Consider the following 24,843-nt stretch of genomic DNA (forward strand, 5'->3'; position numbering starts at 1 on the left):
CCGACTCCACCGACGCGCATAGACGAGTATTCCCGTGCACACCGCGAACACCAACGATATCCGTGGCGTCCTTATCCAGATCGCGGGCTCGCAGCTGTTGCTGCCGAACGCGGCGACGGTCGAAGTGCTGTCGTACGCCGACCCGGAGCCGATCGAGCACGCGCCGGACTGGCTGCTCGGCCAGATCCGCTGGCGCGGCTGGCGTCTGCCGATGGTGTCGTTCGCGCGCATCGCCGGCACCCATACCGAAGGCTCGTCCATCGGCACCAAGGTGATCGTGATCAAGGCGCTCGGCGGCGACCCGAAATTGCCGTACTTCGCGCTGGTGGCGCAGGGCTTCCCGCGCCTGGTCACGATTTCCCGCGACAATCTCATTGTCGACAGCGAGCACATGGAAACGCTGCCCGAAGGCATCCGCCTGCGGGTGATGTTCAACGAAGACGTGGCCCTGGTGCCCGATCTCGATGCCGCCGAGCGGATGATCGTCGAAGTCCTGCGCCAAGCCGCGTGATGGTGTGTAGGGTGGGCCTTGGCCCACCATTACGATGTAACCGATCGCTCCGGAACCTGATCGAAGCGGTTTCGATGATTGAAATGTTTGCCTGATAGTTGCAATGGTGGGCCAAGCCCAACCTACAGATCCCCGAACTTCGCCTGCAGCGCCGCGATCGCGGCCAGGCCGGCGGTTTCCGTGCGCAGCACGCGCGGGCCGAGACGCAGGCCGCTGAAACCCGCGCTGCGCAGCACCACGCGGTCCTTCTCCGACCAGCCACCTTCCGGCCCGATCCCGACCACGATGCCCGCCGCGTTCACCGGCGACAGCGTGTCGAAACGGTGTTCGCCGAGCGGATCGAGCGTGAGTTTCAGCGCATCCGCATCGAGCGCAGCGGCGGCGTCGGACAATCCACACGGCGGCAGCAGTTCCGGAATGCGCGCGCGACCGCTCTGTTCGCAGGCCGAGGCAACGACGCTGCGCCAGTGCGCCACGCGCTTTTCCAGACGGTCGCCATCGAGCCGTACTTCGGTGCGGTCGGCGAACACCGGCGCGATCGCGGCGACGCCCAGCTCGGTCGCCTTCTGCAGGATCAGGTCCATCTTCTCGCCGCGGGCGATGCCCTGCAGCAGCACGAGGCGCAGCGGCGACTCGTTGTCGACGACGTGCGCGCCGTTCACTTCCGCCTCGACCCCGCGCTTGCCCGCGCTGAGCAGGGCCGCGTCGTAGTCGTGGCCGTCGCCGTTGAACAGCACACAGGCCTCGCCTTCGCGCAGACGCAGTACGCGCACGAGGTGCGCGCCCGCGCTCTCGGGCAGCACGACGCGCGCGCCGGGCGCGAGCGGCAAGTCGACGAAGACGCGGGTCAGACGCATGCGGTGGCCTCTTCGATGGCGGCGAGGGTGGTTTCGGCGAGTCGCTGCAACTGCGCATCATCGATGCAGTAAGGCGGCATCCAGTACAGCACATCGCCGAGCGGACGCAGCAGCACGCCGCGCGCCAGCGCCGCGCGATAGGCGCGCAGACCGATCCGCAGCGCCGGGTCGAACGGCGTGCGTTTGTCGCCGTCACGGGTGAGCTCGAATGCCACGATCATTCCGGCCTGTCGCACGTCGGCGACATGGCGATGCGTGCCGATACCCGCCGCCAGATCGCGCATCGTCTTCGAGGTGTCGCGATTGCGCGCGAGCACGTCGTCGCTGGCGAAAATGTCCAACGATGCGAGCGCCGCCGCGCAGGCCAGCGGATTGCCGGTGTAGCTGTGCGAATGCAGGAACGCGCGGTCGCGCGCATCGTCGAGGAAGCCGTCGTACAGCGCTTGCGTCGTCAGCACCGCCGACAGCGGCAGCGCGCCGCCGGTCAGGCCTTTGGACAGGCACAGCAGATCCGGCATCACGCCCGAATCCTCGCTCGCGAACATCGGCCCGGTGCGGCCGAAACCGACCGCGATCTCGTCGGCGATCAGGAACACCTCATGGGCGTCGCACAGTTCGCGTACGCGTTTCAGATAGACCGGATCGTGCATGCGCATACCACCGGCGCACTGCACGCGCGGCTCGAGGATCAGCGCGCAGATTTCGCCGCGATGCCGGCCGAGCAGATCGGCGAGCGCATCCGCAGCGGCTTCGGCATGCGCTGCTGCATCGACGCCATCGGGCGCGAGGTAGGCATCGGGCGAGGGCGCGAACAGGCATTCGACCAGCAGCGGCGCATAGACGCGACGGTACAGCGGGATGTCGCCCACCGACAGCGCGCCGATGGTTTCGCCGTGATAGCCGTTTTCCAGTGCGACGAATTTCGTGCGTCCGCCGTCGTGGCCGTCGCGGTTGCGGAACCAGTGGAACGCCATCTTCAGCGCCACTTCCACGCCCGCCGAACCGTTGTCCGCATAGAACACTTTGTTCAGCGCAGCGCGTCCTGCCTCGCGGGGCGCGATGGCGAGCAGGCGCTCCGCCAGCTCGACCGCCGGCGCATGCGAGACGCCGGCCAGGATCACGTGTTCCAGCGTCCGCGCCTGTCGGGCGATGGCCTCGGCGATGCGCGGCTCGCAGTGGCCGTGGATGTTCGTCCACCAGCTGCTGATCGCATCCAGCGTGCGGCTGCCGTCGTGGCCGATCAGCCATGCACCCTCGCCGCGCGCGACCGGCAGCAAGGGCAGGGTGTCCGGGTGTTCGCGCATCTGCGTGCAGGGGTGCCAGAGCACCGCGAGATCGCGCGCGCGCCAGCGCTCGGCGGCATCGTTGCCCGCGTCGGTCGGCCCGCTGTCGTTTATGATCGGCGCATGCGTCTTCATCCCCCCCATTATTGCCTGTCCGGCTGCGCGGCGCGTCCGTTCGGGTGCCGCGTGACCCGGCCCCTGCCGATCATCCACGAGGTCCGTCGCCACCAGGGCGACCCGCATCGCGTGGTCGAAGAACTCGATCTCGAATTCTCCAACGGCGAACGCCGGCTCTATCTCCGCGCACCTGCGGGGGAACACGGCGCGGTGATCGTGGTGCCGATGCTGGACGACGACACCGTGCTGCTGATCCGCGAGTACGCCGCTGGCACCCATCGTTACGAACTCGGCCTGGTGAAGGGCAAGATCGACGCCGGCGAGACGCCCGAGGAAGCGGCGAATCGGGAATTGAAGGAGGAGGCCGGCTACGGCGCGCGGTCGCTGACGGTGCTGCGCCGGATCAGTCTCGCGCCGACCTACATGGGCCACGAAACCATCCTGGTGCTGGCGCGCGATCTGTACGAGGAGCGGCTGCCGGGCGACGAACCGGAACAGCTCGACGTGCTGCCGTGGAAGCTCGATGCGCTGCACGAATTGATTCTGGCCGAAGATTTTTCCGAGGGACGCTCGATCGCCGCGCTGTTCCTCGTCAGGGAGTGGTTGCGACATGCCGATTCAAAATGACAGGACCGACGACAGCTTGATCGATGACGCGATCCGCGAAAGCGTGATCGCGCTGGCGATCGCCGCCGCCGCCGATATCCTGGCGATCTACGATGGCGCGTTCGATGTCGATCGGAAAGCCGACGACAGTCCGCTGACCGCCGCCGATCTCGCATCGCACCGGCGCATCGTCGAAGGCCTGCAGCGGCTGACGCCGGATATTCCGGTGCTGTCCGAGGAATCGTCGGAAACCGATATCTCCACGCGCCGCAGCTGGTCGCGGCTGTGGCTGGTCGATCCGCTCGACGGCACCCGTGAGTTCGTGAAGCGCAACGGCGAGTTCACCGTCAACATCGCGCTGATCGAAAACGGTGTCGCCACGTTCGGCGTGATCCAGGCGCCGGTCACCGGCGAACTGTGGTGGGGCGATCCGGCGCACGGCGCGTACCGTCGCGATGCGGTCGGTGAGATCGCGCTGGAAACGCGCACGCCCGCGCTGTCGCCGCTGCGCGTCGCCGCCAGCCGCTCGCACCGCGATGCGCGCACCGAGGCGTTCATGGCGAAGATGGCGGCGCAGAGGGGCGAACTCGAAGCGATCGGCGTCGGTTCGTCGCTGAAGTTCTGCCGCGTCGCCGAGGGCGCCATCGACGTGTACCCGCGCTTCGCGCCGACCAGCGAATGGGACACTGCAGCCGGGCAGGTCATCGTCGAAGCGGCCGGGGGCCGCGTGCTCGATCCGCAGGGCCGGCCGTTCCGCTACAACCAGCGCGACACGCTGCTCAACGGCGACTTCGTGGCCTTGGGAGATCCTGCGCTGCCATGGCGGCAATGGGTCGGGTAATGAGCCACACGAACGACATCCAGCGCCTGCTGATGATCATGGCCCGCCTGCGCGACCCGCAGGGCGGCTGCCCGTGGGATGTCCAGCAGACGTTCGCGACCATCGCGCCGTATACGGTGGAGGAAGCCTATGAAGTCGCCGATGCGATCGATCGCGGCGATCTCGACGATCTGAAGGACGAACTCGGCGATCTGCTGTTCCAGGTCGTGTTCCATGCGCGCATGGCCCAAGAGCAGGGCGCCTTCGATTTCCGCGATGTCGTCGCCGCGATCAGCGACAAGATGGAACGCCGGCATCCGCATGTGTTCGCGGGCATGGGCATCGCCGACAGCGATGCGCTGAATGCGATGTGGGATGCGGAAAAGAAAAAAGAAAGGCTTGCGAAGCACGGCGATGCTGCCGATGCTTCGGCACTGGCCGGGGTTGCCCGTGGGCTGCCGGAATGGCAGCGCGCGGTGAAGCTGCAGAAGAAGGCGGCGACCGTCGGCTTCGACTGGCCCGGCCCGGCGCCGGTGATCGAGAAATTGAAGGAAGAGCTTGAGGAAGTGCGGGTCGAATTCGATGCGCTCGCCGCAGCGCCCGGCAGTGCCGAAGTGCGCGACCGGCTGGAGGACGAACTTGGCGATCTGCTGTTCGTCGCAGCGAATCTCGCGCGGCATGCGAAAGTCGACCCCGGTGCCGCGCTGCGTCGCGCAAATCACAAATTCGAGCGTCGCTTCCGGGCGATGGAAACGATGGCCGCTGACGATGGCGTGGCGTTGTCCGATCTCCCGCTGGATGCGCAGGATGCGTACTGGAATCGCGTCAAGGCCGCCGAAGCGGCGGATGCGGTTGCGGGCGCATGAAGTGTCATCGCCACCGGGAACAGGATGCGGTCGGCGTCTGCACCGCCTGCGGCAAGGGCCTGTGCGCGGATACCTGCGCGCACGACGGCGCCCTGGGGCTGCACTGCGACGCGGCCTGCGAGCGACGTCTGCGGCAGCGCGAACCGCGCGGCGATACGCCGGTCGGCGCGGTGTGGTCGGTGCTGCTGGCCGTGCTCGGCGGCGCGCTGCTTTTTTACGGTTACCGCTATTCGGAGTGGTCGATGAGCGTGCCGAATCTGCTCGGCATGCTGTTCCTCTGGTACGGTGTGGTCCTGCTGCTGCAGCGCGTGGCCGCCCGTGCCCGAACACCAGCGGACAACACCTGATCGGAGACGCTTATGGCCGGTTTTTCCAGCTTCCGCGAGTTCTATCCGTTCTATCTCGGCGAACACCGCAATACCGTCTGCCGACGGCTGCATTTCGTCGGCACCTCCGGCGCCCTGGGCTGCATCCTCGCGGCGATCGTGCATGACAACGCATGGTGGCTGCTGGGTGCGCTGGTCTGTGGCTATGCGTTCGCATGGGTGGGGCATTTCTTCTTCGAGAAGAACCGCCCGGCGACGTTCAAATATCCGTTCTATTCCTTCGCCGGCGATTGGGTGATGTACAAGGACATCCTGATCGGACGCATCAAGTTCTGATCCGCTCCATAGCGATTTTTTTTGCAGGTGCGGCTCTTGTAGGAGCGGCTTCGTTTCTGTAGGAGCGGCTTCAGCCGCGAAGCCCGCAGCATGTCCGTAATCATGCGAACAGCAATCCCGGAATCACGCGTTTGATTGCACAGGTTGTCGCAACGGAGATGGAATCGGCTTCGCGGCTGAAGCCGCTCCTACAAAAAGCAGTCCTGCAAGAGCTGCGAATCATTCCAGGAAAATCAACCACGCCGCGACCGCGATCAATGCGAAGCCCGCCCAGTGGTTCCATTTCAGCGACTGGTCCAGATAGGTCGACGAAAACACCGCGAACACCAGCAGCGTGATCACTTCCTGCATGCCCTTGAGCTGCGGCGCCGAATAGTACGTGCTGCCCCAGCGGTTGGCGGGCACCATCAACGTGTACTCGAACAGGGCGATACCCCAGCTCGCGGCGATGGCGACCACCAGCGGTGCGGTCTTGTATTTCAGGTGTCCGTACCAGGCGAAGGTCATGAAGACGTTCGAGCACAGCAGCAGGACGATGGGAACGAAGCGTTCGAGGGCGATGGGCATGGCGGCGCCGGTTATGGGGATCGTGCGATGATGCGTGGCGACGCCCCGGTTCGCCAAGACGCCGGCGCCGCGACAGGGAACATCCCGCTGTCCCGATGGTCAACCGGAGGACGCTTCCCGACGTTCCATCCTTTGGCCTGCCGATTCTTCCACCTGCCATCCCCAGACCCCCATGCCCCCATCCCGCAAGCGTTCCTTCTTTTCGCGTCGCATCCTGATCGTTGCGATCGCAATCGCCGCACTGGTCGCCGCGCTGTGGTTCTGGAAAGGTCGTGGCGGCGCCGACGAACAGCGTTTCCGCACGGCGAAGGTGGAGCAGGGCGACATCCGGGTCGCGATTTCGGCCACCGGTACGCTCAGCGCGCTGTCGACGGTGGACGTGGGCAGTGAAGTCTCCGGCAAGGTCACCGAAGTGTTGGCGGACTTCAATGACCGGGTGCGCAAGGGGCAGGTGATCGCCCGTATCGACCCAAGCACCTTCGAGGCCCAGATCGCGCAGGGCGACGCCACCATCGCCAGCGCCCGCGCCAACCTGCAGACGGCGCAGGCCACGCTGCGCAACGCCGAAGCCGATTACGGCCGTAAGGCCTCACTGGTACAGCAGAAGCTCATCGCGCGCGGCGATCTGGACCTGGCCCTGTCCGCGCGCGATCAGGCGCGTGCGCAGGTGGCCGCCGCCGAGGCGCAGATCCGCCAGCAGCAGGCGTCGACCCAGAATTTCCGGCTGAATCTCGGTCGCACCGTGATTCTTTCGCCGGTCGACGGCGTGGTGCTGAACCGTTCGGTCGAACCCGGCCAGACCGTCGCCGCCAGCCTGCAGGCGCCGGTGCTGTTCAAGATCGCCGAAGACCTGGTGCGGATGGAGATCGTGCTGGCGGTGGACGAATCCGACATCGGCCAGGTCAAGCAGGGGCAGACGGTGAGTTTCACCGTCGATGCGTTTCCCGATCGACAGTTCCGTGGCGAAGTCAGCCAGGTCCGGCTTTCGGCCACCAACACCAACAATGTCATCACCTATCCGGTGGTGGTGGCGGTCGACAACAGCGATGAAGTGCTGTTGCCGGGCATGACCACCAATGCCGAGATCGAAGTCAGCCGTCGCGACAATATCCTGAAGGCGCCGAACGCGGCGATGCGCTTCAAGCCGCCGGTCGAGGATCCGGCGGATGCGCAGACCCCGCAGCGCGGCAGCGGCATGACCGACGAGCTGCCGGGTATCGCGGCGACGCTGCAGTTGGATGCGACCCAGCAGGCCGCGTTCGATGCGGCGCTGACGAAAATGCGCGAACGTATCGCCGCACGCACCGCGACGCCGCCGCAGGGCCAGACCAGCGCTGGCCTGTTCGGCGGCCGTCCGCCCGGTGCGGGCGGCAACGCATCCGGCGCCAACGGCAATGCCAGCGGCGCGATGCGCCAGCGCACGCTGGAACGCTTGAACCAGCAGTTCGCGGAGTTCCGCGCCGCGTTGCGCGACCCGCAGCGGCAGCAGTGGGATGCGGCCGTCAACGCGCTGGTCGGTGCGCGCCGCGCGCCGGTGTATGTGCTTGCGGAAGGCAAACCGAAACAGGTGATGGTGCGCGTCGGCGCGTCCGACGGCAGCAGCACCGAGATCAACGGCGACCTGAAAGCCGGCGATGACCTCATCGTCGGCGTGCAGGCTGCGGAGCCCGGCAAGTGAGCGCAGTCCCGCGCGCCCGCCCGGCGCATCCGGTGATCGAGACCAGATCGCTCAGCAAGGTCTACGCCGCCGGTACCGAGGCCGAAGTGGTGGCGCTGAAGGACGTCGATCTGAAGATCGAACACGGCGAGTTCGTCGCGATCATGGGGCCGTCGGGTTCGGGCAAATCCACGCTGATGAATCTGATCGGCTGTCTCGACACGCCGACCTCCGGCACCTATCTGTGCGACGGCGTCGATGTCGCGACGCTCGATGCCGAGGAACGCGCCACGCTGCGCCGCGACAAGATCGGTTTCGTGTTCCAGGGCTTCAATCTGCTGTCGCGGATGAGTGCGCAGGACAATGTCGCGATGCCCTTGAGCTACGCGCGCGTGCCGCCGGCCGAGCGCAGGCAGCGTGCGGCCGAGGCGCTGACGGCGGTGGGTCTGGGCGAGCGCATGCGCCATCGTCCCAGCGAACTCTCCGGTGGCCAGCAGCAGCGCGTGGCGATCGCGCGCGCGCTGATCCACCGTCCGGCGATCCTGATGGCCGACGAACCCACCGGCGCACTGGATACGCGCACCGGGCAGGAAATCCTGGCGCTGTTCGAGCGCCTGCGCGGAGAGGGCCACACCATCATCCTGATCACACACGATGCCGAAGTGGCGGCGCACGCCGACCGCACCTGCGTGATGCGCGACGGCGAGTTGCACGATGGCGAGCCGCACGCGGAGTCCGCAGCATGAACACCGCGATCCACGATGCGTCGGTACGCGCACCCGGCGGCATGAGCCTGGTTGAAGTCTTGCGCACCGCGCTGTTCGCGCTGCGCGGCAATTGGTTGCGCAGCGCGCTGACTTCGCTGGGCGTGATCATCGGTATCGCGGCGGTCATCGTGATGGTGTCGGTGGGGCAGGGCACCCAGGCGGAGATCGAAAAACTGGTCTCCGGCCTCGGTTCGCAACGACTCGACATCGCGCCCGGCTCCGGTCGCGGTTTCGGCGGCGTGCGCATGAGTGCCAGCAGTTTCTTCACCCTGACCGAAGACGACGCCGATGCGATCCGCCGCGAAGTGCCCGGCATCCAGTACACCAGCGCGCTGCTGCGCGGCAACACCCAGGCGGTGTACGCCGAGAACAACTGGTCGACGTCGTGGCAGGGCGTGGAAGCGGACTGGTTCGAGATCAACGGCTGGGAACTCGCCGGCGGTCCGGGCTTCGAATCGCGCGATTACACCAGCGGCGCGAAGTCGGCGCTGCTCGGCGAAAGCGTGCGCCGCGAACTGTTCGGCGAAGAAGAAGCGGTGGGCCAGACCATCCGTCTCGGTCGCGTGCCGTTCACCGTGGTCGGCACGCTGAAATCGAAAGGACAGGGCGGCTTCGGCCAGGACCAGGACGATCTGATCGTGATTCCGCTGGGCACCGCGCGTCGGCGCATGTCGAGCAACGCATCGCTGCCGCCGGGCGCGGTGCAGCAGATTTCGGTCGGCGTCGCCGATCCCGACGGCCTGTCCACCGCGCAGGCCGAGATCGAAGCACTGCTGCGCCAGCGCCACAAGATCCAGCCCGGCGCGGAGGACGATTTCAGCGTGCGCAATCTCGCCGAGATCGTCGCCACGCGGACGCAGACGACGAAACTGATGTCGCTGTTGTTGGGCGCGGTCGCCGGCATTTCGTTGATCGTCGGCGGTATCGGCATCATGAACATCATGCTGGTGTCGGTGACCGAACGCATCCGCGAAATCGGTCTGCGCATGGCGGTCGGTGCGGGCCCGCGCGATATCCGCCGCCAGTTCCTCGCCGAAGCGATGCTGATCTCGCTGATCGGAGGCGTGATCGGCATCGCGCTGGGCATCGTCGGCGCATTGCTGGTCAGCAAGTTCGGTTCGCTGCCGGTGGCGCTCAACGGCAAAGTCATCGGCCTCGCCGCCGGGTTCTCCATCGCCACCGGCCTGTTCTTCGGCTACTACCCGGCGAGCAAGGCCGCGAAACTCGACCCGATCGAGGCGCTGCGGCAGCAGTAACCGGCTGCCGCTGCCGACGCGCATGGATCTCGACACCTATCGCCAGTTGCGCAGCGAAGCCCGGCGTCACACACGCAAGCCGGAAGACAGCGACGACCTGCTGCAGGATGCGCTGCTGATCGCGCTGGAGAACGGACGCGACGATCCCGCATGGCTCTGCGGGGTGATCCGCAACCAGGCGACGATGCAGGCGCGCAGTGCGATCCGCAGGCGTCGGCGCGAAGCCGCGACCGTCGAGGCCGCGACCGTCGAAGCCGCGACCATCGAAGCTGGGATCGCGCACGATCCGGACCGCACGCCGCCATCGGCGGTCGCCCTGCTCGAACGCCTGCCGCCAGCGGCACGGCGCGTGGCGGTGCTGGCGCTGCACGGTTTGAACGCCGAAGAGATCCGAAGGATCCTCGGGCTCAGCGCGACCGCATTCCGACAGCGCCTGACTTCGATCCGCAAGACCCTGGCGATGCTCGCGCCAGCGCAACGCGCGGAAGCGATGGCGCTGGCCTACATCCGCGATCCTGCGCGCAGCGCCGATCTGCAATTCGGTCTGGTGCGCCGTACCTTGATCGCCGCGATCCACGGCACCGGCCGGAGCGCCGCCGACGGAACACTCCCCGTCGATGCCATCGGCACCCACGATGCCGACGGCCACCTGCTCATCCTGCGCGGGCGTACTCACACTTCGCCCGATGGCGGCAACGAATAGACCGTATCGTCTTTCCTGTTCCGGGATCCGCGATGCCTTCATCCATATCCAGGAGATCTTCCATGCTGAGCAATGCCCAAGTCGGCGCCATCGTGTTTTTCGTCGGCGTACTGTCCCGTTCCGTCGAGTTCTACCGCGACACCCTCGGATTGCCGCTCAACGAAATCGAAGGCCACGATGGCCCGTTCGCACTCGCGGAAATCGGTGAGCTGACGCTCGTCTTCATCCAGCGCCCCGCCAAGGCCGGCGACAGCCCGGTGGTGGTGTTCAGGCTGGACGGCGGCATCGACGATTACGCCGAAGCGCTCGCGGCGAAAGGCGTCGAGATCGTGGTCCCCGTGAGCGAGGCGCCCGACGGCGGGCTCTCGCTGGATTTCATCGATCCGGACCGCAACATGCTGAGTCTCTATCAGCCGCCCGGCGCCGCGAGGAGGAAGTAACGCATCGTCTCAACGCGGCGACGCGCTCGCTGCTGCCATCGACGGGCACGTCCATCGAACGAACGGCGGAGCGATTGCGTAACCCGCGCTAGCGGCAACCCTCATCGGTTGCCGCTAGTCGTCGGACTTCGTGCCTCGCATTCACTGCAGCAGCACAAGATCGGCCCGATGATGCCGCATCATGCACGTGCCGTCAGTCGTTCACCGATCGCCAGCAGCAACAGCACCGCACCCGCGAACGGGAACAGCACGCCGAGCACCACCATCATCGCCATCAGCGGCCTCGGCAGGGACTGGCTGCGCGCATCGGGCACGCCGATGCCGCCGCGCGGTCGCCGCCGCCACCACATCACGATGCCTGCGATCACGCTGACGACGATGCCGATGCAGATCGACAGTGCCAGCCATCGATTGGGCTCGCCGAACTGTCGTCCCATGTGGGTCATCACGCCCCATTCCACGGCGTGCCCCAGCGGACTGTATTGCTTCCAGCCGATGTCCTGGACGATCGTGCCATCGCGCGGATCGAGATAGACGGTGCGCTGGTCCTGCGCGCGCGCGGGCACCAGACTCAGGGTGAACACGCCCTGCGCGTTCTCGGGATAGAACACGCGCAGTCGCGGCCCCATCCGGGTCATGCCGCGTGCAGTGGCGATGTCCATCACCTGCTGCAGCGTGATCGTGCCATGTGAAGCATGCGTGGAAGCATCCGCAGGACGCGTCGGCAGACCGGCCTGACGGATCGTCCATGGCAGCGCGGCAAGATCGGGATTGCGATGCGCGGCGTGCGGGTCTGTCTTCGCGGCGACGGTCGGCGGTGCGCGGAAATTCGGCGTCGGCATCGTTGCGGCGCTCAGTGTTCCCCATTTCGCCAGTTGTTCGCCCCAGAATCCCGACCACGGCAATCCCGACAGCACCAGGAAGATCACGCCCACCGCGAGCAGCGCCGACGGTACCGCATGCAGATCGCGCCAGAATGCGCGCCCGCGTGCGCCCAGGCGCGGCACGAATACGCTGCGCCATTGCCAGCGCGCAGGCCACCACAAATACAGGCCGGTCAGCATCATGATCAGCGTGCAGCTGGCGACGAGCTCCACGAACCAGTCGCCGGGCGTTCCGAGCAGCAGTTCGCCGTGCAGGGTGGAAATCACGTTCATCAGGCGACGCGCCTGCGGCAGCTCACCGACGACGCGCGCAGTCCACGGGTCGACGAACACGCTCAGCTTGCCCTCGGAGGGATCGAGCACGGTCCATGTGCTGACGTGGGTGCGATCGTGCGGCCACAGCACCGATACGAATTTCGCCTCCGGAAACGCGCGCCGCACCGCCGCTTCCTGCGCAGCGGCGGAGGCCGGCACGGTGCCGGCCTCCACGTTCATCAGATCGCGATACCACAGACGCTCAATCTCGCTGTCGTACAGATACAGCCCGCCGGTGATCGCCAGCAGCAACAGCACCGGCGCCACCAGCAGACCCATCAGGAAGTGCCAGCGCCACACCGCGCGATACGGTTTGTTGGCGGCGGACGCTTCGTCGCGCGCTGCGTCGACCTCCGACTCAGAACGCATGGCGCACGCGCAGACCGACATGTCGCGGTTCGCCCGGCAACACGCTGAAGACATTGCCCGATGCCGAGTAATACGTCTTGTCCAGCGCGTTGTTGATCGTCAGGCCGATCGACCAGTCGTCGCGCGCGTACTGCACGCCCAGATCGACCAGGCCATAGCCGGGCAGGCGCACATCGCTACCGTTGACCAGTCGCCGGTCGCTGACGGCATACACGCCGGCATCGAACGACCACGGCGTGCCCGCGATGGCATAGCGCGAACGGATCAATCCGGTGAGCTTCGGCGTATCGCCCAGTTCCGCATTCTGGTCGCCGTCGTTGCTGCGCGTGACCTTGCCGTCCAGACGGGCGACCCCCCAGGTCAGATCCCAGTCCGCAGTGAGCTGCGAAACGCCTTCCAGCTCGATGCCGCGCACGCGCTGTTCACCGTCCTGCACGCTGAAATCCGGATCGACCGGATCGGCGGTCAGCGCATCCTTCCTGCTGATATCTAACACCGCGACGCTCAGGCGATTGCGATCAGTGTTCAGCCGCACGCCCGCTTCGAGTTGTTCCGAGCGTTCCGGGTCGAAGGTGTTGCCGTTGGCGTCGCGGGCACCGAGGATGCTTTCGGTGTCGAAGCCGGTGTTGACGCCGCCGAACAGCGACCAGCGATCCGACAGCCGCAGGTTGGTCGCCAATTGCCAGGTCGTCGCCGACACCTCGGATGCATCGCGGATGCCGTCATTGGTCTGCTCGTAGTCGAAACGACTGTGGCGGATGCCGGCGATGATGTCCCACGACGGGGTCAGCGAGATCAGATCCTGCGCATAGAACGCGGTGCCGTCGCCCAGGCCGGCGAAGTCGAAACTGAAGGCGGTGGTCGGCGCGACTCCGGGGTAGGTGTAGATGGGCGCGTAGCTGTTGATCGGCGCGACATCGGTGAGGTTGTACTGCAGGAAGGTGCTGTCTTCGCGGCTCGCTTCGATGCCCACGAGCAGCTTGTGGCCGATGCGTCCGGTGTCGAAATGGCCGCTGAGATCGAGTTGTGCGATCTGGTAATCGTCGTCCTCGGTGCCGTAGCGTCCGTTGCGGTTCACGGTGGCGCCATCGGCCTGCATGCTGCGCAGGCGGACCTGACTGAAATCGGTGCGGAAGCCCTGGTACTGGTAGCGCGGGCTCAGGGTCCACGATTCCGAAAGTTCGATGTCGGCCCACAGCTGGATCAGCGGCGAATCGGCGGTCAGCGGGCGCAGCGAAGGCTCGCCGAGGAAGCGCTCGCGCGACACCGTGCCGCGACCGTTGCCGACCACCGTACCCACCACCGGCAGACCGGCGTAGCCGAGCGTTTCGCGTTCGATGTATTCGGACAGCCAATGCACAGTCACCGCGTCCGACACCTTCCAGCGCGCGGCGAGCGCGATGTTGTTGCGGTCGATGTCCTGACCGTCGACGAAGGTGCCCGAGCGTTCGATCTCGCCGGTCAGCCGCGCCGCGAAACGGTCGCTGCCGCCGATCGCGCCGGTCACGTCGAAACCGGCGACGCGCTCGTCGTGCTCGCCCACGCGGATCGTGGCGCTGCCGCCGAATCCGGATTCCGGGCGCTGGGTGATGACGCTGATGATCCCGCCGACCGCCGACTGGCCGTACAGCACCGACGACGGGCCTTTCAATATTTCGAGGCGATCGACGTTCGACATCGCCGAGGCGTCGATGTCTTCGTAATAGCGCTGGCGGATGCCGTTGCGCATCTGGTCGGCGAGAAAGCCGCGGACCTTCAGGCTGAAACTCTGATAGCGCGCCACCCGCGAATTGCCGGGATTCGCGCTGGGTACGTTGCGCAGCAGGTCGCCGACGCTGCGCGCACCCTGGGTCTGGATCTGTTCGGCGTCGATCACCTGCACGCTCTGCGGCATCCGCGACAGCGGGATGCCCGATTTCTCGCCGAACGCATCATCGGCTTTGGTGCCGGTGACGATCACGGTATCGAGCGTCTCCGGCGTGGCGCCGTCGGGGGCGTCTGCAGGCGTCTGCGCCGCGAATGCCGGACTCGCGAGCGAGCATGCGATCGCGATGGACAGCGCTGTAATTCTGGGGATGGAGAAAAACGGTTTCGAATGGGTTGCGTGCGACATATTGATAGGAATTCCTGAAAAAAAGACAAAGAGGCGTATTCCGCTGGCGTATGCCAGCGGATTCGAGGTCTGTGGATCAGCGCCCCGGATCAGCGATGCGGATCAGCGATGCGGATCAGTGCTTCGGCGCGGCGCTTCCCATCGCACGCACCTCGAAACGCACTTCGCGCGTGCCCGCATGTTCGAAACGCAGCGTCGCGGTGATGGTCTCGCCCTGCACGAACGGATGTTTCGGGCCGATGAACATCAGGTGATAGCCGCCGGGTTTCAGCTCCAGCGTTCCGTTCGGCGAGATCGCCAAACCATCGTCGAGCCTGCGCATCCGCATCACCCCGTTGTCCATGCTCATTTCGTGGATCTCGACGGTCTTGGCATCCGGGCTGGTCGCGGACAGCAGGCGATCCGCGCGCTTCGCGGTATTGCGGATGGTCACGAACCCGCCCGCGACCGGCGCGCCGGGCGGCGTTGCGCGGGCCCAGGCCTGATCCAGAACGATGGCGTCTTTCTTTGCGGGTTGCGCGGCGCCGACGGCGAACGACAGCGTCAGCGCGCACGCGGCGAACAGCAGACGATGGGAAAGAGTGCGGGTGTTGGCGATATTCATAGTTCGACCTCGATGTCGTCGAGCAGGGTGTGGGAGTGGGTTTTGCGACCATCTTTTTCGGCGATGGTCGAGAGCAGGAAGATCGCCCAGGCGATCAGCCAGAACAGTGCGAAGAAAAAGAATGCTTCCATCGGTCATCCTCCTTTTGCGGTTGTGGGCATCTCGCGCGCGATGCGTTTCGCGCGATCGATGAATCCCGGGAACATGCCGCCGATCATCTCCACCACCGCCTTCGGTGCGGTGTCCGGCGTGCCGGCATCGAATGGCGGCTTCGGTGCGTATTCCGCCAGCAGTTGCACGCCTTCGGCATAGGCGCGGTCGCGCAGTTCGGCGGTCATCGCCAATCCCAGGTCCAGCCCTGCGGAGACGCCCGCGCCGGTCATGCGATTGCGGTCGCGGACCACGCGTTCGTTCACCGGAATCGCGCCGAAATCCGCGAGCACCTCGCGCGCCACCCAGTGCCCGGTGGCGCGATAGCCGGTCAACAGGCCGGCGCGGGCGAGCAGCAGCGAGCCGGTGCACACCGACGTCACCCACTTCGCGCGCGCGCCGCGATCGGCGACGAAGGCGACCAGCGCGGGGTCCTCCATGGCATCCAGCACGCCACCGCCGCTGCCGGGCACGAACAGCACGTCGAGATCGGCCGGGCATTCCTCCAGCGTCGCGGTCGGCACGATCGCCAGCCCGGTGTCGCTCATCACCGGCGCGCGGTCTTTCGCCACCAGTTGCACGCTGGCACCCATCAGGTTCGCGAAGAAATATTGCGGCCCGACCAGGTCCAGCGCGGTGAAGCCGGGATACAGCAGCATCGCGATCTTGTCGTTGCCCATCCATGAGGCCGGCATCGCGCTCATGTCGTGTTCGAGCGGGGCATCGGCGGCCTGCGCTGGTGTGTTTGCAGCGGACGCCTGCCCGGCACCGACCACCAGCGCGCCGGCGATCGATGTCGCGGTTTTCAGAAAATCTCTGCGATTGGCCATGGCATGTTCCTCAGTAATCGATACGGAAAGTCGCCAGCAGCGTGCGCGACGCGCCCGGCTGGTTCCAGTCGGTGACGTGCTGATGGCTGCCGGTGAAGTACTCGCGGTCGAACAGATTGTTGACGTTGAACTGCAGCTGCCCTTTCGCGCTGCCCAGCGGGAAGCGATACGCCGCCATCGCGTCAACGCGCGCGTAGCCCGGCAATACGAAGGTGCTGGCCCGGTCGCCCGCGCGTCCGCCCTGCGCGAAGACGCCGCCGCCGAAGGTCCAGCGTTCGCCGATTGCGTAACGCGCCCAGACGCTGCCGCTGTGCCGCGGTACGTTCGGAAGACGCTTGCCCAAATAGGCCTCGTCGCGGGTGACTTCGCTCTGCGTGTAGGCGTAGGACGCGATCACCGCGAGACGGTCGGTCAACTGCCCGGAGATGTCCCATTCCAGTCCGCGTGCGCGCGCTTCGCCGACCGTGATGGTGTCGAAGAAACCGCTGATATCGGGGACGTAGTTGGCGATGTTGCGCTTGGTCAGCTGATACAACGCGAGGGTGGATGTCAGCCTGCCGTCGTTGGCCTGCAGCTTGTGGCCGATCTCGTACAGCCGCGCCTGTTCGGAATCCAGCGAATCGCCGGCCAGATTGCGGCCGTTGTTGGCGGAGACGCCTTCCTGGAACTGCGCGTAGACGCTCTGGTTCGGCGCGAATTGCCAGACCGCACCGAGTCGCGGCGTGGTGAAGCGTTGATCGTTTGCGCGCGTGCCCGGCGCACCGAAGCGTGCGCTGCTGCGGTCGTGACGCACGCCGGCGATCAACTCGATGCCGTTGGCGAATGCGATCTGGTCCTGCACGTAGACGCCGGTCCAACTTGTGCGGCCTTGCTGATCGAACAGCGGCAGCGCGCTCAGATCGAGCGGCGGCACTTGGCCATACACCGGGTTGCGGATATCGATCGACGGCCCCGGTACGAAACTGGTGGTTTTGCTGTCGAAACGGTCGCGGTAGGTGTCGGCCCCGATCAACAGGGTGTGTTCCAGCGAACCGGTCGACAGCTTGCCGACCAGATCCGCATTGAACTGATACAGCTGGCGGTCGCGCTGCGGTTCGTAGTTGTAGAATCGGTCGATACGGCCGGTTGCGATCAGTCCGGCCTGGCCGGAAAAGAAGGTCGTCGGAATCACATCGTATTGCGCGCCGTCCTGATCGATCGCCAGCGCGTGCACGTTGAGGGTCCAGCGTTCCGAGAGCGTCTGTGCCAGATCGATGCGTGCGACGGTGTTGTCCTGTCGCGACAGCGGGCCGCCTTCGTTGAACTGGTTGTCGCGATCGATGTCCGCAGGACGGTCGCCGATCGCGGGAATGCCGTAGTCGTTGCGGTAGCGCTGGCGGCTGCGTTCCAGACCGAAGCTCAGCCGGGTACGTTCGCTCGGCACCCAGGCCAGCGCGGCCGAAAATGCGCTCAGCCGGTCTTCGACGAAATCCCGGTTGGAGGCATTGTCGTCATGCGATATCGCCGCGCGACCCTGCCACTGCCCGCGTTGATCGAGCGCGCCGAAGACCTCCGCCGATCCCTGCAACAGCCCGAATGAACCGCCGGTGGCGGACGCGCGGAAGCCGCGCTCGGCCTGCGGCTGGCGGGTGACGATGTTGACCAGACCGCCGGGTTCGGACCGCCCGTACAGCACGCTGGCCGGGCCTTTGATCACCTCGACCGATTCGATGTCGCTCATCGCTACCGGCAGACCCTGGACCTTGGTGCCGTTGAAGAAATAGCTGGAGGTGGTGGAACCCTGCGCGCTCATCGAGACGGATGGGAAGCCGCGCACGATCAGCAGCGGCAGGCTGCCACCGTTGAAGCCGAAGTCGGCGCCGGTGCCGGCGACATTGCGCACGGCGTCGGCGACGTTGAGCGCGTTCTGGTCTTCCAGTACGGCGCGCGGCACGACTTGCACGTTCTGCGGCGTGCGCAGCGTCGGGGTGTCGGTCCTGGTCGCGGTGCGCGAGGGCGGCGCCTGATACGACGGGCGGCTGCCGACGACTTCGACGGCACCCAGGGTCTCGGGCGTGCCTGCCTGCGGATTGCCTGCTGGGGGCTCTGCGGCGAGCGTGGAAAAAAATGGAATCAGGGTGGCGGATACGGCCACGGACAACAGCGACGCGCGCGGCATCGCATGCAATGCGAAAGACATGGGGAAGAGGCTCCGGAACAACACAATGACGCGTCGGCGATGGCGGACGCGGTCGGGAAAGATGCGGGTGTGTTCAGGCCTGGAGCGGGGGACCGCGCGAGCCGAGGCCGAGCGGGTAGTGCCAGCCGACGACATGGCTGCGTTGCGAAACGGGAGCGATGCCTGCCTGCGGCATCGAAGCCGGTAGTGAGACGAAGGTCGGGACGAGCGTGGATGCGGTGACTGCGCAATAGTCGCAGTCGCTGTCCGGATGCGGTGACGAGGGTGCGCCGCGCCCCGGGTCGTCGCTCTGCACTGCGAAGCCGATCGCTTCGACGGCCGCGACGGCAGGGTCGTATGCGAGCCCCTGCGTGGTGCAGATCGCGCCGAGCAACTGTCCAGGGGCGCTGCTGGTGACCGCAGCGCCGGTGCCAGTCTGTTGCGCGATGCGGCCGATGCCGGGCAACAGCGCCAAGGCCAGCATCGCCAGCAGGGCGAGTCTGGCCATCGAGCGCTGGAATGCGGCGGGTCGCGACATGGTGCCGAGTATAACGATGTCGATCCGCCCTTTCTCCGTACGCGGCGATCGGACAGGGCCGTGCCGTCTTTTCCTGTCCGCGCGCACGAAAAAATGCCATGCAGGCGGCTTTGCGCCGCCGGGATTACGACCTTGGCGCCATGAAGCCGGCCAGCCGTTCGCGCAAGGCCGCGAAGCGATCCAGACGCGCTGCCATCGCGGCGCGGACCCGGGCCTGCTCGTCCGTCGACAGCGATTCGTAGAGATCGAGCTGGCGGTCGCGTAGCGCGCGCGCTTCGGCCATGTGCGCGTCGACCTTGCGCTGCGATTCCTCGGAGAACGCGCGCAGATCCGGCGTCGGCTGGTCGAGCAGGCTGCGGAATGCGACGAAGCCGTCCTGCAGATCGTCGCGGCCGAGTTGGCGCAGGGCCACGGCGTCGGCGCGCAGCGCATCCCACGATGTCGCGTGCACCTTCGAGAGTCCGAGTTCGGTGGCGGTGGGCGGCAGCATCGCGTCCCCGCGCGCCATGCGCGGGGCGGAGATGGCGGTGGTGGCGACCAGCGCGGCGGCGAGGCCGGCCACGAGGAAGATGCGGTGTCTGGTGTGCATGTGGATCGCTCCGGGGTCGGTGTTGGGGTGTGGGGCCAGCGTGCACTGCCGCGCCGCGACAGGCGTGTCCGGATCGCATCGGAATGCGAGCAGAGATGTCCGGCGCCGATGGCAGACACATCTGTTCACAACTGCGGTGCTGGCGTGCCGGTTCGCGGGCGATTCCGCGCTTGCCCGCGCCCGTCCAGCGGCGACAATGGCGGCATGCCGAATGCACACGAATCGCAGAACGCCGCCGGATCGCCAGCCCCCCGGCTGCTGGTGGTGGACGACGATGAGCGCATGCGCGAGCTGCTGGTGCGCTATCTCGCGCAGCAGGGCTTCGAGACGCTGGCGGCCGGCGATGGTCGCGAACTGGATCGGCAGCTGTCGCGCAACCATGTCGATCTGATCGTGCTCGATCTGATGCTGCCGGGCGAAGACGGGCTGTCGATCTGCCGGCGCCTGCGTGGACAAGGCGTCGAAACGCCGATCGTGATGCTGACCGCGAAGGGCGACGAGATCGACCGCATCGTCGGCTTGGAGATCGGCGCCGACGACTATCTGTCCAAGCCCGGCAATCCGCGCGAACTGGTCGCGCGCATCCGCGCGGTGCTGCGTCGCGGTCGCGCTGCACCGGGCGCACCGAAGGAGGATGGCGGCAAGGTCGCGTTCGGTCGCTGCGTGCTCGATCTCGCCGCGCGCACGCTGTCGCGCGACGGCCGCGAACTGCGGATGACCACCGGCGAATTCGCGGTCCTGGCGGCGCTGGTGCAGCGCCCGCGCCAGGCGCTGACCCGCGACCAGCTGATGAGCGCCGCGCGCGGTCGCGAACACGATGCCTTCGATCGCAGCATGGACGTGATGATCAGCCGCCTGCGCAAGCAGGTGGAGGACGACGCGAAACACCCGCGCTGGCTGCAGACGGTGTGGGGCACGGGCTATGTCTTCGTGCCGGACGATGCATCGGATGGCAACGCATGAGCTTTCGTCATCTGCATGCGCGCCTGTTGCTGCTGCTGGCGGCGGTGGTGATCGCCGCGCTGGTCGCGGCCACGGTCGCGTTCGCGCTGTCGACGCGCAACAGCAGCGCGGATCGGATCGCGCGCGCGCTGCATGCGCAGGTCGTCGCGGCCGATGCGCTGCTGGCGCAGCGCGATCGCACTGAGGCGATGACGGATCTGCGCGCATTGGAGATGCGCTGGCGGCCGGAATTGCCGCCGGGCGAGCCTCGTTCGATGCCGCTGCTGGTGCGCGTCGAGGCGCGGCTCAAGGCGCGTTTGCCGCAGCGGGCGATGCGCCTGTCGGGCAAGCCGGTGCAGCTGTGGGTGCGGGCGCAGCCGCCGATGCAGGGCTGGATCGGCATCCCGGTGCTGGGCGAAGCGCAACCCTTGAAGCGCGGACTGCTGTTCGCGCTGGTCGCGATCGGCGCACTGCTTCTGCTGGCGGCGTCGCTGTTCGCGCGCAGCCTGACCCGGCCGCTGCGCGAGCTGGCCGATGCCGCGCCGGGCATCGTCGCCGGCGAGCCGCCGCCCGCGCCGCCGCGTTTCGCCAGCGCGGAAATCCTCGAACTGCAGCGGGCGCTGGCCGATGCGGCCGGACGCACGCATGCCGCCGCGCGCGACCGCGAGCTGATGCTTGCCGGAATTTCGCACGACATGCGCACGCCGCTGGGACGGTTGCGCTACGCGCTGGCGCTGCATGGGCACGGCACCGACGCGGACGGTCGCGCCGACATGGAGCGCGACATCGACGAGCTGGACGGCATCGTCGGACAGTTCATCGACTACGTGCGCGATGGTCGCGATGAACCGCTGGAAACGGTCGATCTGGTCGCGGTGCTGCAGGCATTGGCCACCGACGAAGCCCGGCAGGGGCGCGCATGGCGGCTGGTACTGCCCGAAAGCGCGACGATCGATGGCCGGCCGTTGGCGCTGCGCCGTGCCCTCACGAATCTGTTCGACAACGCCGCCGGTCATGGCGCCAAGCCGTTCGAGGCTGAACTCGACGCGATGGGCGACGGTTGGCGGCTGGGCGTCTTCGATCGCGGTCCCGGCGTGCCCGAGGCTGCGCTGGCGGACCTCGGCCGGCCGTTCCATCGCGTCGACCGCGCCCGCAGCACGCCCGGCAGCGGCCTGGGCTTGGCCAGCGTGGCGCGGATCGCCGTGGTCCATGGCGGCGGGCTGCGGCTGCGCAATCGCGAAGGCGGCGGGATGGTGGCGGAGCTGTTCCTCGGTGTTTCGCCACACTGAATGGGCGGTAGTCGGGCGTGGCGTGGGGGCTTGTGGCAAAATCGTCGGCCGTCGACTGCTTTCCATGGTCCCGATGCCGGTTTCCGCCTTGTTCGTCCTCGCTCCCCGCCATTGTCGCGGTATCCGCTGACATGGCCGACAGCACCGGACATCTGCCCCGGGGCCCGGGCCGCATCCTCAAGGCGGCGCAATGGTCGATGCAGGGCCTGCGTGCCGCGTGGTTGCACGAGTCCTCGTTCCGCCTTGAGGTGTATCTGCTGATGATCCTGGCGCCGCTGGCCTTGTGGCTCGGCGACACGGCGGTCGAACGACTCCTGATGATCGGCAGTTGCCTGCTGGTGCTCAGCGCCGAACTGCTCAATTCGGCGGTCGAAGCGGTCATCGAACGGTATGGTCCCGAATTCCACGAGCTGGCCGGCCGCGCCAAGGACATGGGTTCGGCGGCCGTGTTCGTGCTGATGATGAATGTGCTGCTGGTCTGGGGCCTGATCCTCGGCGACCGTTATCTCTGATTTTCCGTTTTTCTGATCGATCTCCGCGAATGCCGCGCCCGTCGATGCCTTCGCCAAATACATTGGAAGTGATGCAATGCTGGAACTGATCTCCGATCCGCAGACGTGGATCACCCTCATCACCTTGAGTGCGATCGAGATCGTGCTCGGTATCGACAATCTGGTGTTCATCTCGATCGCGGTGTCCAGGCTGCCCTACGAACAGCGCGAAAAAGCCCGTAAATTCGGCATCGCCGTGGCCTGCATCTCGCGTGTCGGGCTGCTGCTGACGCTGGCTTGGCTGGCAGGCCTGACCCACGACCTGTTCACGATCTTCGGCCTGGGCATTTCGGTCCGCGATCTGGTGCTGATCCTCGGCGGTGCGTTTCTGCTGGTGAAGGGTACCGGCGAGATCCGCGACATCATCAAGGGCGAAACCGAAAGCGAGGACATCAACACCAAGCCTGTCAGCGTGTTCTGGGGCGTGATCGCGCAGATCGCCGTGATCGACATCGTGTTCTCGCTCGACTCGGTGATCGCTGCGGTGGGGATGGCCAACCAGACCCCGGTGATGGTCGGCGCGATCCTGCTCGCGGTGGCGGTGATGCTGATGGCGGCGACGCCGCTGGGCAAGTTCATCGACAGCAATCCGACCGTGAAGATGCTGGCGCTCGCGTTCATCGTGCTGGTCGGCGTATTCCTGGTCGCGGAAGGTTTCGGTGCGCACATACCGAAGGGCTACATCTATTTCGCGATGGGCTTCTCGGCGGCGGTCGAATCCCTGAACCTGTGGGCCAAGAAGCGCAGCCAGCAGCGGTTCTTGCCGGAATAAGCCCGCGCCCGATTGCGCTGCGGTGGATCGGGTGTTGCAATGCGCGCCATGATCTCCGGTGGAGTGCTGCCATGCGTGTATTCGTCCTGTTGATCCTCGCCGCGCTGCTGTCCGGTTGCGGTTACAACGAGATCCAGCGCAAGGACGAGGCGGTCAAAGCCTCGTGGGCGCAGGTGCTGAACGTTTACAAGCGCCGCGCCGACCTCATTCCGGGCCTGGTCGCCACCGTGAAGGGCTATGCGCAGCAGGAAGAGAAGATCCTGATCGGCGTGACCGAAGCCCGCGCCAAGGTCGGGCAGGTCCAGGTGAACCCCGATGATGCCGCATCGCTGCAGCGGTTCCAGCAGGCGCAGGGCGAGCTGTCCAGCGCGCTGTCGCGGCTGCTGGTGATCACCGAGAACTACCCGAACCTGAAATCCGATCAGGCCTTCCTCAACCTGCAAACCCAGTTGGAAGGCACCGAGAACCGCATTACGGTCGAACGCGAGCGTTACATCCAGTCGGTGCGCGACTACAACGTCCATGTCCGCCAGTTTCCGGTGAACCTCACCGCGATGATGTTCGGCTACAAGGAGAAGCCGAGTTTCACGGTCGAGAACGAGCGCGAGATCCAGGATGCGCCGGTGGTGGATTTCAGCCAGCCGGCCCCGGCCAAGCCGCCGGGCGGCTGATCCGCGCATCCGCCGGAGCCGTGCCATGACCCGCGCATTCGCTGCATTGTTGTCCGCAGGCCTCCTGATGCTGGCCCTGGCGGTGTTCGCGCAATCGCTGGCGCCGATTCCGCCGCTCACTTCCCCTGTCGTCGATACCACCGGCACGTTGAACGCCGGGCAGATCGCGCAGCTCGAACAACAGGCGCTGGCGTTGCGGCAACGCAAGGGCAGCCAGCTGCAGATCCTGATCGTGCCGACCACGCAGCCCGAAGCGATCGAGCAGTATGCGCAGCGGGTGTTCGACGAATGGAAGCTCGGGCGCAGCAACGTCGACGATGGCGTGCTGCTGCTGGTGGCCAAGGACGATCGTGAAGTTCGTATCCAGCCGGGTTATGGACTTGAAGGCGCCATTCCCGACATCACCGCCGGCCGCGTCATCCAGGAATATCTGGTGCCGAAATTCCGCGCCGGCGATTTCGCGGGCGGCATCGGCGATGCCAGCGCGCAGCTGGTGCGCTTGATCGAAGGCGAAGCGCTGCCGGCACCGATGGCGCCGCTGACCGGCGAGGGCGGCGGCCTGTCCGATGGGTTCGGCGCCATGTTCTTCGCCTTCATCGTCGCGATCTTCAGCCGCAACCTGTTCGGCACCCTGTCGTTGCCGTTGCGGATGCTGCTGGGCGGCGCCGCCAGCGGTGCCGCAGCGTTCCTCTATTCGGCGCCGTGGTGGCTGGTGCTGGTGGCTGCGCTGGGTGGGATGGTGATCGGTTCGATCGCGTCCATGGGCCGCTACGTGAAGCATGGTGGCTGGGGCGATCTCGGCGCCTCGGGGCCATCGGGAGGCGGTTCCTGGCCCAGCAGTTCCGGCAGCAGCTCCGGCAGCAGTTGGCCGAGCAGTTCCTCGAGCTCTGGCTCAAGCGGGTGGTCCGGTGGCGGCGGTCGCAGCGGGGGAGGCGGCGCTTCCGGGCGCTGGTGAC

27 protein-coding genes are annotated in these 24,843 nt (G+C 66.5%); 17 read left to right on the plus strand and 10 right to left on the minus strand.

Annotation, left to right across the window (positions count from 1 at the left end; all coding sequences use genetic code 11):
- The first annotated feature begins 34 nt into the window (after positions 1–34).
- On the plus strand, positions 35–511 hold the full coding sequence (locus HOP03_12610; GenBank protein NOT89008.1) for a chemotaxis protein CheW: 477 nt from the start codon (positions 35–37) through the stop codon (positions 509–511).
- A gap of 122 nt (positions 512–633) precedes the next feature.
- On the opposite strand, the gene HOP03_12615 is transcribed toward HOP03_12610, so the two are convergent.
- Both HOP03_12615 and HOP03_12620 read right to left on the minus strand, forming a co-directional pair.
- Positions 634–1,368, minus strand: a complete 735-nt coding sequence (locus tag HOP03_12615; protein ID NOT89009.1) for a 16S rRNA (uracil(1498)-N(3))-methyltransferase — start codon at positions 1,366–1,368, stop codon at positions 634–636.
- Positions 1,359–2,795, minus strand: a complete 1,437-nt coding sequence (locus tag HOP03_12620; protein NOT89010.1) for an adenosylmethionine--8-amino-7-oxononanoate transaminase — start codon at positions 2,793–2,795, stop codon at positions 1,359–1,361. The genes HOP03_12615 and HOP03_12620 overlap by 10 nt, the downstream gene beginning before the upstream one ends.
- On the opposite strand from HOP03_12620, the gene nudE reads away from it, so the two are divergent.
- Genes nudE through HOP03_12645 form a run of 5 tightly spaced genes read left to right on the plus strand, consistent with a single transcriptional unit; the run spans position 2,775 to position 5,722 of the window.
- Positions 2,775–3,395: an ADP compounds hydrolase NudE gene (nudE, locus tag HOP03_12625; protein ID NOT89011.1), complete on the plus strand. Its 621-nt coding sequence runs from the start codon at positions 2,775–2,777 to the stop codon at positions 3,393–3,395. The two genes, HOP03_12620 and nudE, sit on opposite strands and share 21 nt — an antisense overlap.
- A complete protein-coding gene (gene cysQ, locus HOP03_12630; protein ID NOT89012.1) occupies positions 3,379–4,215 on the plus strand; it encodes a 3'(2'),5'-bisphosphate nucleotidase CysQ in 837 nt (278 codons plus the stop codon). Before nudE ends, cysQ begins: the two co-directional genes overlap by 17 nt.
- A complete protein-coding gene (mazG, locus tag HOP03_12635; GenBank protein NOT89013.1) occupies positions 4,215–5,060 on the plus strand; it encodes a nucleoside triphosphate pyrophosphohydrolase in 846 nt (281 codons plus the stop codon). Before cysQ ends, mazG begins: the two co-directional genes overlap by 1 nt.
- Positions 5,057–5,407, plus strand: coding sequence for a hypothetical protein (locus HOP03_12640; protein NOT89014.1), 351 nt, complete (start codon positions 5,057–5,059; stop codon positions 5,405–5,407). The genes mazG and HOP03_12640 overlap by 4 nt, the downstream gene beginning before the upstream one ends.
- 12 nt (positions 5,408–5,419) lie before the next feature.
- Positions 5,420–5,722: a DUF962 domain-containing protein gene (locus tag HOP03_12645; GenBank protein ID NOT89015.1), complete on the plus strand. Its 303-nt coding sequence runs from the start codon at positions 5,420–5,422 to the stop codon at positions 5,720–5,722.
- A 219-nt stretch (positions 5,723–5,941) separates the two neighbouring features.
- Here the strand turns inward: HOP03_12645 and HOP03_12650 are convergent, their stop codons facing one another.
- A complete protein-coding gene (locus HOP03_12650; protein ID NOT89016.1) occupies positions 5,942–6,289 on the minus strand; it encodes a DMT family protein in 348 nt (115 codons plus the stop codon).
- Positions 6,290–6,461: 172 nt separating this feature from the next.
- On the opposite strand from HOP03_12650, the gene HOP03_12655 reads away from it, so the two are divergent.
- The 5 genes from HOP03_12655 (at position 6,462) to HOP03_12675 (ending at position 11,112) form a co-directional block, all read left to right on the plus strand.
- Positions 6,462–7,967, plus strand: coding sequence for an efflux RND transporter periplasmic adaptor subunit (locus HOP03_12655; protein ID NOT89017.1), 1,506 nt, complete (start codon positions 6,462–6,464; stop codon positions 7,965–7,967).
- Positions 7,968–7,999: 32 nt separating this feature from the next.
- Positions 8,000–8,692 (plus strand): ABC transporter ATP-binding protein, encoded by a 693-nt coding sequence (locus HOP03_12660; protein ID NOT89018.1) that lies wholly within the window; start codon positions 8,000–8,002, stop codon positions 8,690–8,692.
- 41 nt (positions 8,693–8,733) lie between these two features.
- Positions 8,734–9,969 carry an FtsX-like permease family protein gene (locus HOP03_12665; GenBank protein ID NOT89019.1) on the plus strand — a complete coding sequence of 412 codons (1,236 nt, stop codon included), beginning with the start codon at positions 8,734–8,736 and terminating at the stop codon, positions 9,967–9,969.
- Between the two features lie 22 nt (positions 9,970–9,991).
- Positions 9,992–10,672 carry a sigma-70 family RNA polymerase sigma factor gene (locus tag HOP03_12670; protein ID NOT89020.1) on the plus strand — a complete coding sequence of 227 codons (681 nt, stop codon included), beginning with the start codon at positions 9,992–9,994 and terminating at the stop codon, positions 10,670–10,672.
- 62 nt (positions 10,673–10,734) lie between these two features.
- Positions 10,735–11,112, plus strand: a complete 378-nt coding sequence (locus HOP03_12675) for a VOC family protein (GenBank protein NOT89021.1) — start codon at positions 10,735–10,737, stop codon at positions 11,110–11,112.
- A gap of 179 nt (positions 11,113–11,291) precedes the next feature.
- Here the strand turns inward: HOP03_12675 and HOP03_12680 are convergent, their stop codons facing one another.
- From HOP03_12680 to HOP03_12710, 7 genes are all read right to left on the minus strand, one after another.
- Positions 11,292–12,680: a PepSY domain-containing protein gene (locus HOP03_12680; GenBank protein ID NOT89022.1), complete on the minus strand. Its 1,389-nt coding sequence runs from the start codon at positions 12,678–12,680 to the stop codon at positions 11,292–11,294.
- Positions 12,670–14,793, minus strand: coding sequence for a TonB-dependent siderophore receptor (locus HOP03_12685; GenBank protein ID NOT89023.1), 2,124 nt, complete (start codon positions 14,791–14,793; stop codon positions 12,670–12,672). The genes HOP03_12680 and HOP03_12685 overlap by 11 nt, the downstream gene beginning before the upstream one ends.
- Positions 14,794–14,908: 115 nt before the next feature.
- Complete coding sequence (locus tag HOP03_12690) at positions 14,909–15,397, minus strand: copper chaperone PCu(A)C (protein NOT89024.1); 489 nt, start codon at positions 15,395–15,397, stop codon at positions 14,909–14,911.
- Positions 15,398–15,531: 134 nt separating this feature from the next.
- Entirely contained in the window at positions 15,532–16,377 is an 846-nt protein-coding gene (locus HOP03_12695) for a DJ-1/PfpI family protein (GenBank protein NOT89025.1), read from the minus strand.
- A 10-nt stretch (positions 16,378–16,387) separates the two neighbouring features.
- Entirely contained in the window at positions 16,388–18,556 is a 2,169-nt protein-coding gene (locus HOP03_12700; GenBank protein ID NOT89026.1) for a TonB-dependent siderophore receptor, read from the minus strand.
- Between the two features lie 73 nt (positions 18,557–18,629).
- On the minus strand, positions 18,630–19,073 hold the full coding sequence (locus HOP03_12705) for a DUF2946 family protein (GenBank protein ID NOT89027.1): 444 nt from the start codon (positions 19,071–19,073) through the stop codon (positions 18,630–18,632).
- A 124-nt stretch (positions 19,074–19,197) separates the two neighbouring features.
- The gene (locus tag HOP03_12710) at positions 19,198–19,662 is read right to left on the minus strand and encodes a hypothetical protein (protein NOT89028.1); all 465 of its coding nucleotides are present in this window, start codon (positions 19,660–19,662) and stop codon (positions 19,198–19,200) included.
- A gap of 204 nt (positions 19,663–19,866) precedes the next feature.
- Here HOP03_12710 and ompR point away from each other — a divergent pair, with 204 nt between their 5' ends.
- From ompR to HOP03_12740, 6 genes are all read left to right on the plus strand, one after another.
- Entirely contained in the window at positions 19,867–20,625 is a 759-nt protein-coding gene (gene ompR, locus HOP03_12715; GenBank protein NOT89029.1) for a two-component system response regulator OmpR, read from the plus strand.
- Complete coding sequence (locus tag HOP03_12720; protein NOT89030.1) at positions 20,622–21,893, plus strand: hypothetical protein; 1,272 nt, start codon at positions 20,622–20,624, stop codon at positions 21,891–21,893. Before ompR ends, HOP03_12720 begins: the two co-directional genes overlap by 4 nt.
- A 131-nt stretch (positions 21,894–22,024) precedes the next feature.
- Positions 22,025–22,405 (plus strand): diacylglycerol kinase, encoded by a 381-nt coding sequence (locus tag HOP03_12725; GenBank protein NOT89031.1) that lies wholly within the window; start codon positions 22,025–22,027, stop codon positions 22,403–22,405.
- A gap of 76 nt (positions 22,406–22,481) precedes the next feature.
- The gene (locus tag HOP03_12730; protein ID NOT89032.1) at positions 22,482–23,216 is read left to right on the plus strand and encodes a TerC family protein; all 735 of its coding nucleotides are present in this window, start codon (positions 22,482–22,484) and stop codon (positions 23,214–23,216) included.
- A 71-nt stretch (positions 23,217–23,287) separates the two neighbouring features.
- Positions 23,288–23,887 carry a LemA family protein gene (locus HOP03_12735; GenBank protein ID NOT89033.1) on the plus strand — a complete coding sequence of 200 codons (600 nt, stop codon included), beginning with the start codon at positions 23,288–23,290 and terminating at the stop codon, positions 23,885–23,887.
- Between the two features lie 25 nt (positions 23,888–23,912).
- On the plus strand, positions 23,913–24,842 hold the full coding sequence (locus HOP03_12740) for a YgcG family protein (protein NOT89034.1): 930 nt from the start codon (positions 23,913–23,915) through the stop codon (positions 24,840–24,842).
- Position 24,843 lies beyond the last annotated feature (1 nt).

It is taken from the genome of Lysobacter sp. (genome assembly GCA_013141175.1).
Lineage (GTDB): Bacteria > Pseudomonadota > Gammaproteobacteria > Xanthomonadales > Xanthomonadaceae > Lysobacter_I.

Coding starts and splice junctions, on each gene's coding strand:
- HOP03_12615 (NOT89009.1), bottom strand. CDS start 1,368: ATGCGTCTGACCCGCGTCTTCGTCGACTTGCCGCTCGCGCCCGGCGCG.
- nudE (NOT89011.1), top strand. CDS start 2,775: ATGCGTCTTCATCCCCCCCATTATTGCCTGTCCGGCTGCGCGGCGCGT.
- HOP03_12620 (NOT89010.1), bottom strand. CDS start 2,795: ATGGGGGGGATGAAGACGCATGCGCCGATCATAAACGACAGCGGGCCG.
- cysQ (NOT89012.1), top strand. CDS start 3,379: ATGCCGATTCAAAATGACAGGACCGACGACAGCTTGATCGATGACGCG.
- mazG (NOT89013.1), top strand. CDS start 4,215: ATGAGCCACACGAACGACATCCAGCGCCTGCTGATGATCATGGCCCGC.
- HOP03_12640 (NOT89014.1), top strand. CDS start 5,057: ATGAAGTGTCATCGCCACCGGGAACAGGATGCGGTCGGCGTCTGCACC.
- HOP03_12645 (NOT89015.1), top strand. CDS start 5,420: ATGGCCGGTTTTTCCAGCTTCCGCGAGTTCTATCCGTTCTATCTCGGC.
- HOP03_12650 (NOT89016.1), bottom strand. CDS start 6,289: ATGCCCATCGCCCTCGAACGCTTCGTTCCCATCGTCCTGCTGCTGTGC.
- HOP03_12655 (NOT89017.1), top strand. CDS start 6,462: ATGCCCCCATCCCGCAAGCGTTCCTTCTTTTCGCGTCGCATCCTGATC.
- HOP03_12665 (NOT89019.1), top strand. CDS start 8,734: ATGAGCCTGGTTGAAGTCTTGCGCACCGCGCTGTTCGCGCTGCGCGGC.
- HOP03_12670 (NOT89020.1), top strand. CDS start 9,992: ATGGATCTCGACACCTATCGCCAGTTGCGCAGCGAAGCCCGGCGTCAC.
- HOP03_12675 (NOT89021.1), top strand. CDS start 10,735: ATGCTGAGCAATGCCCAAGTCGGCGCCATCGTGTTTTTCGTCGGCGTA.
- HOP03_12680 (NOT89022.1), bottom strand. CDS start 12,680: ATGCGTTCTGAGTCGGAGGTCGACGCAGCGCGCGACGAAGCGTCCGCC.
- HOP03_12685 (NOT89023.1), bottom strand. CDS start 14,793: ATGTCGCACGCAACCCATTCGAAACCGTTTTTCTCCATCCCCAGAATT.
- HOP03_12690 (NOT89024.1), bottom strand. CDS start 15,397: ATGAATATCGCCAACACCCGCACTCTTTCCCATCGTCTGCTGTTCGCC.
- HOP03_12695 (NOT89025.1), bottom strand. CDS start 16,377: ATGGCCAATCGCAGAGATTTTCTGAAAACCGCGACATCGATCGCCGGC.
- HOP03_12700 (NOT89026.1), bottom strand. CDS start 18,556: ATGTCTTTCGCATTGCATGCGATGCCGCGCGCGTCGCTGTTGTCCGTG.
- HOP03_12705 (NOT89027.1), bottom strand. CDS start 19,073: ATGTCGCGACCCGCCGCATTCCAGCGCTCGATGGCCAGACTCGCCCTG.
- HOP03_12710 (NOT89028.1), bottom strand. CDS start 19,662: ATGCACACCAGACACCGCATCTTCCTCGTGGCCGGCCTCGCCGCCGCG.
- ompR (NOT89029.1), top strand. CDS start 19,867: ATGCCGAATGCACACGAATCGCAGAACGCCGCCGGATCGCCAGCCCCC.
- HOP03_12720 (NOT89030.1), top strand. CDS start 20,622: ATGAGCTTTCGTCATCTGCATGCGCGCCTGTTGCTGCTGCTGGCGGCG.
- HOP03_12725 (NOT89031.1), top strand. CDS start 22,025: ATGGCCGACAGCACCGGACATCTGCCCCGGGGCCCGGGCCGCATCCTC.
- HOP03_12730 (NOT89032.1), top strand. CDS start 22,482: ATGCTGGAACTGATCTCCGATCCGCAGACGTGGATCACCCTCATCACC.
- HOP03_12735 (NOT89033.1), top strand. CDS start 23,288: ATGCGTGTATTCGTCCTGTTGATCCTCGCCGCGCTGCTGTCCGGTTGC.
- HOP03_12740 (NOT89034.1), top strand. CDS start 23,913: ATGACCCGCGCATTCGCTGCATTGTTGTCCGCAGGCCTCCTGATGCTG.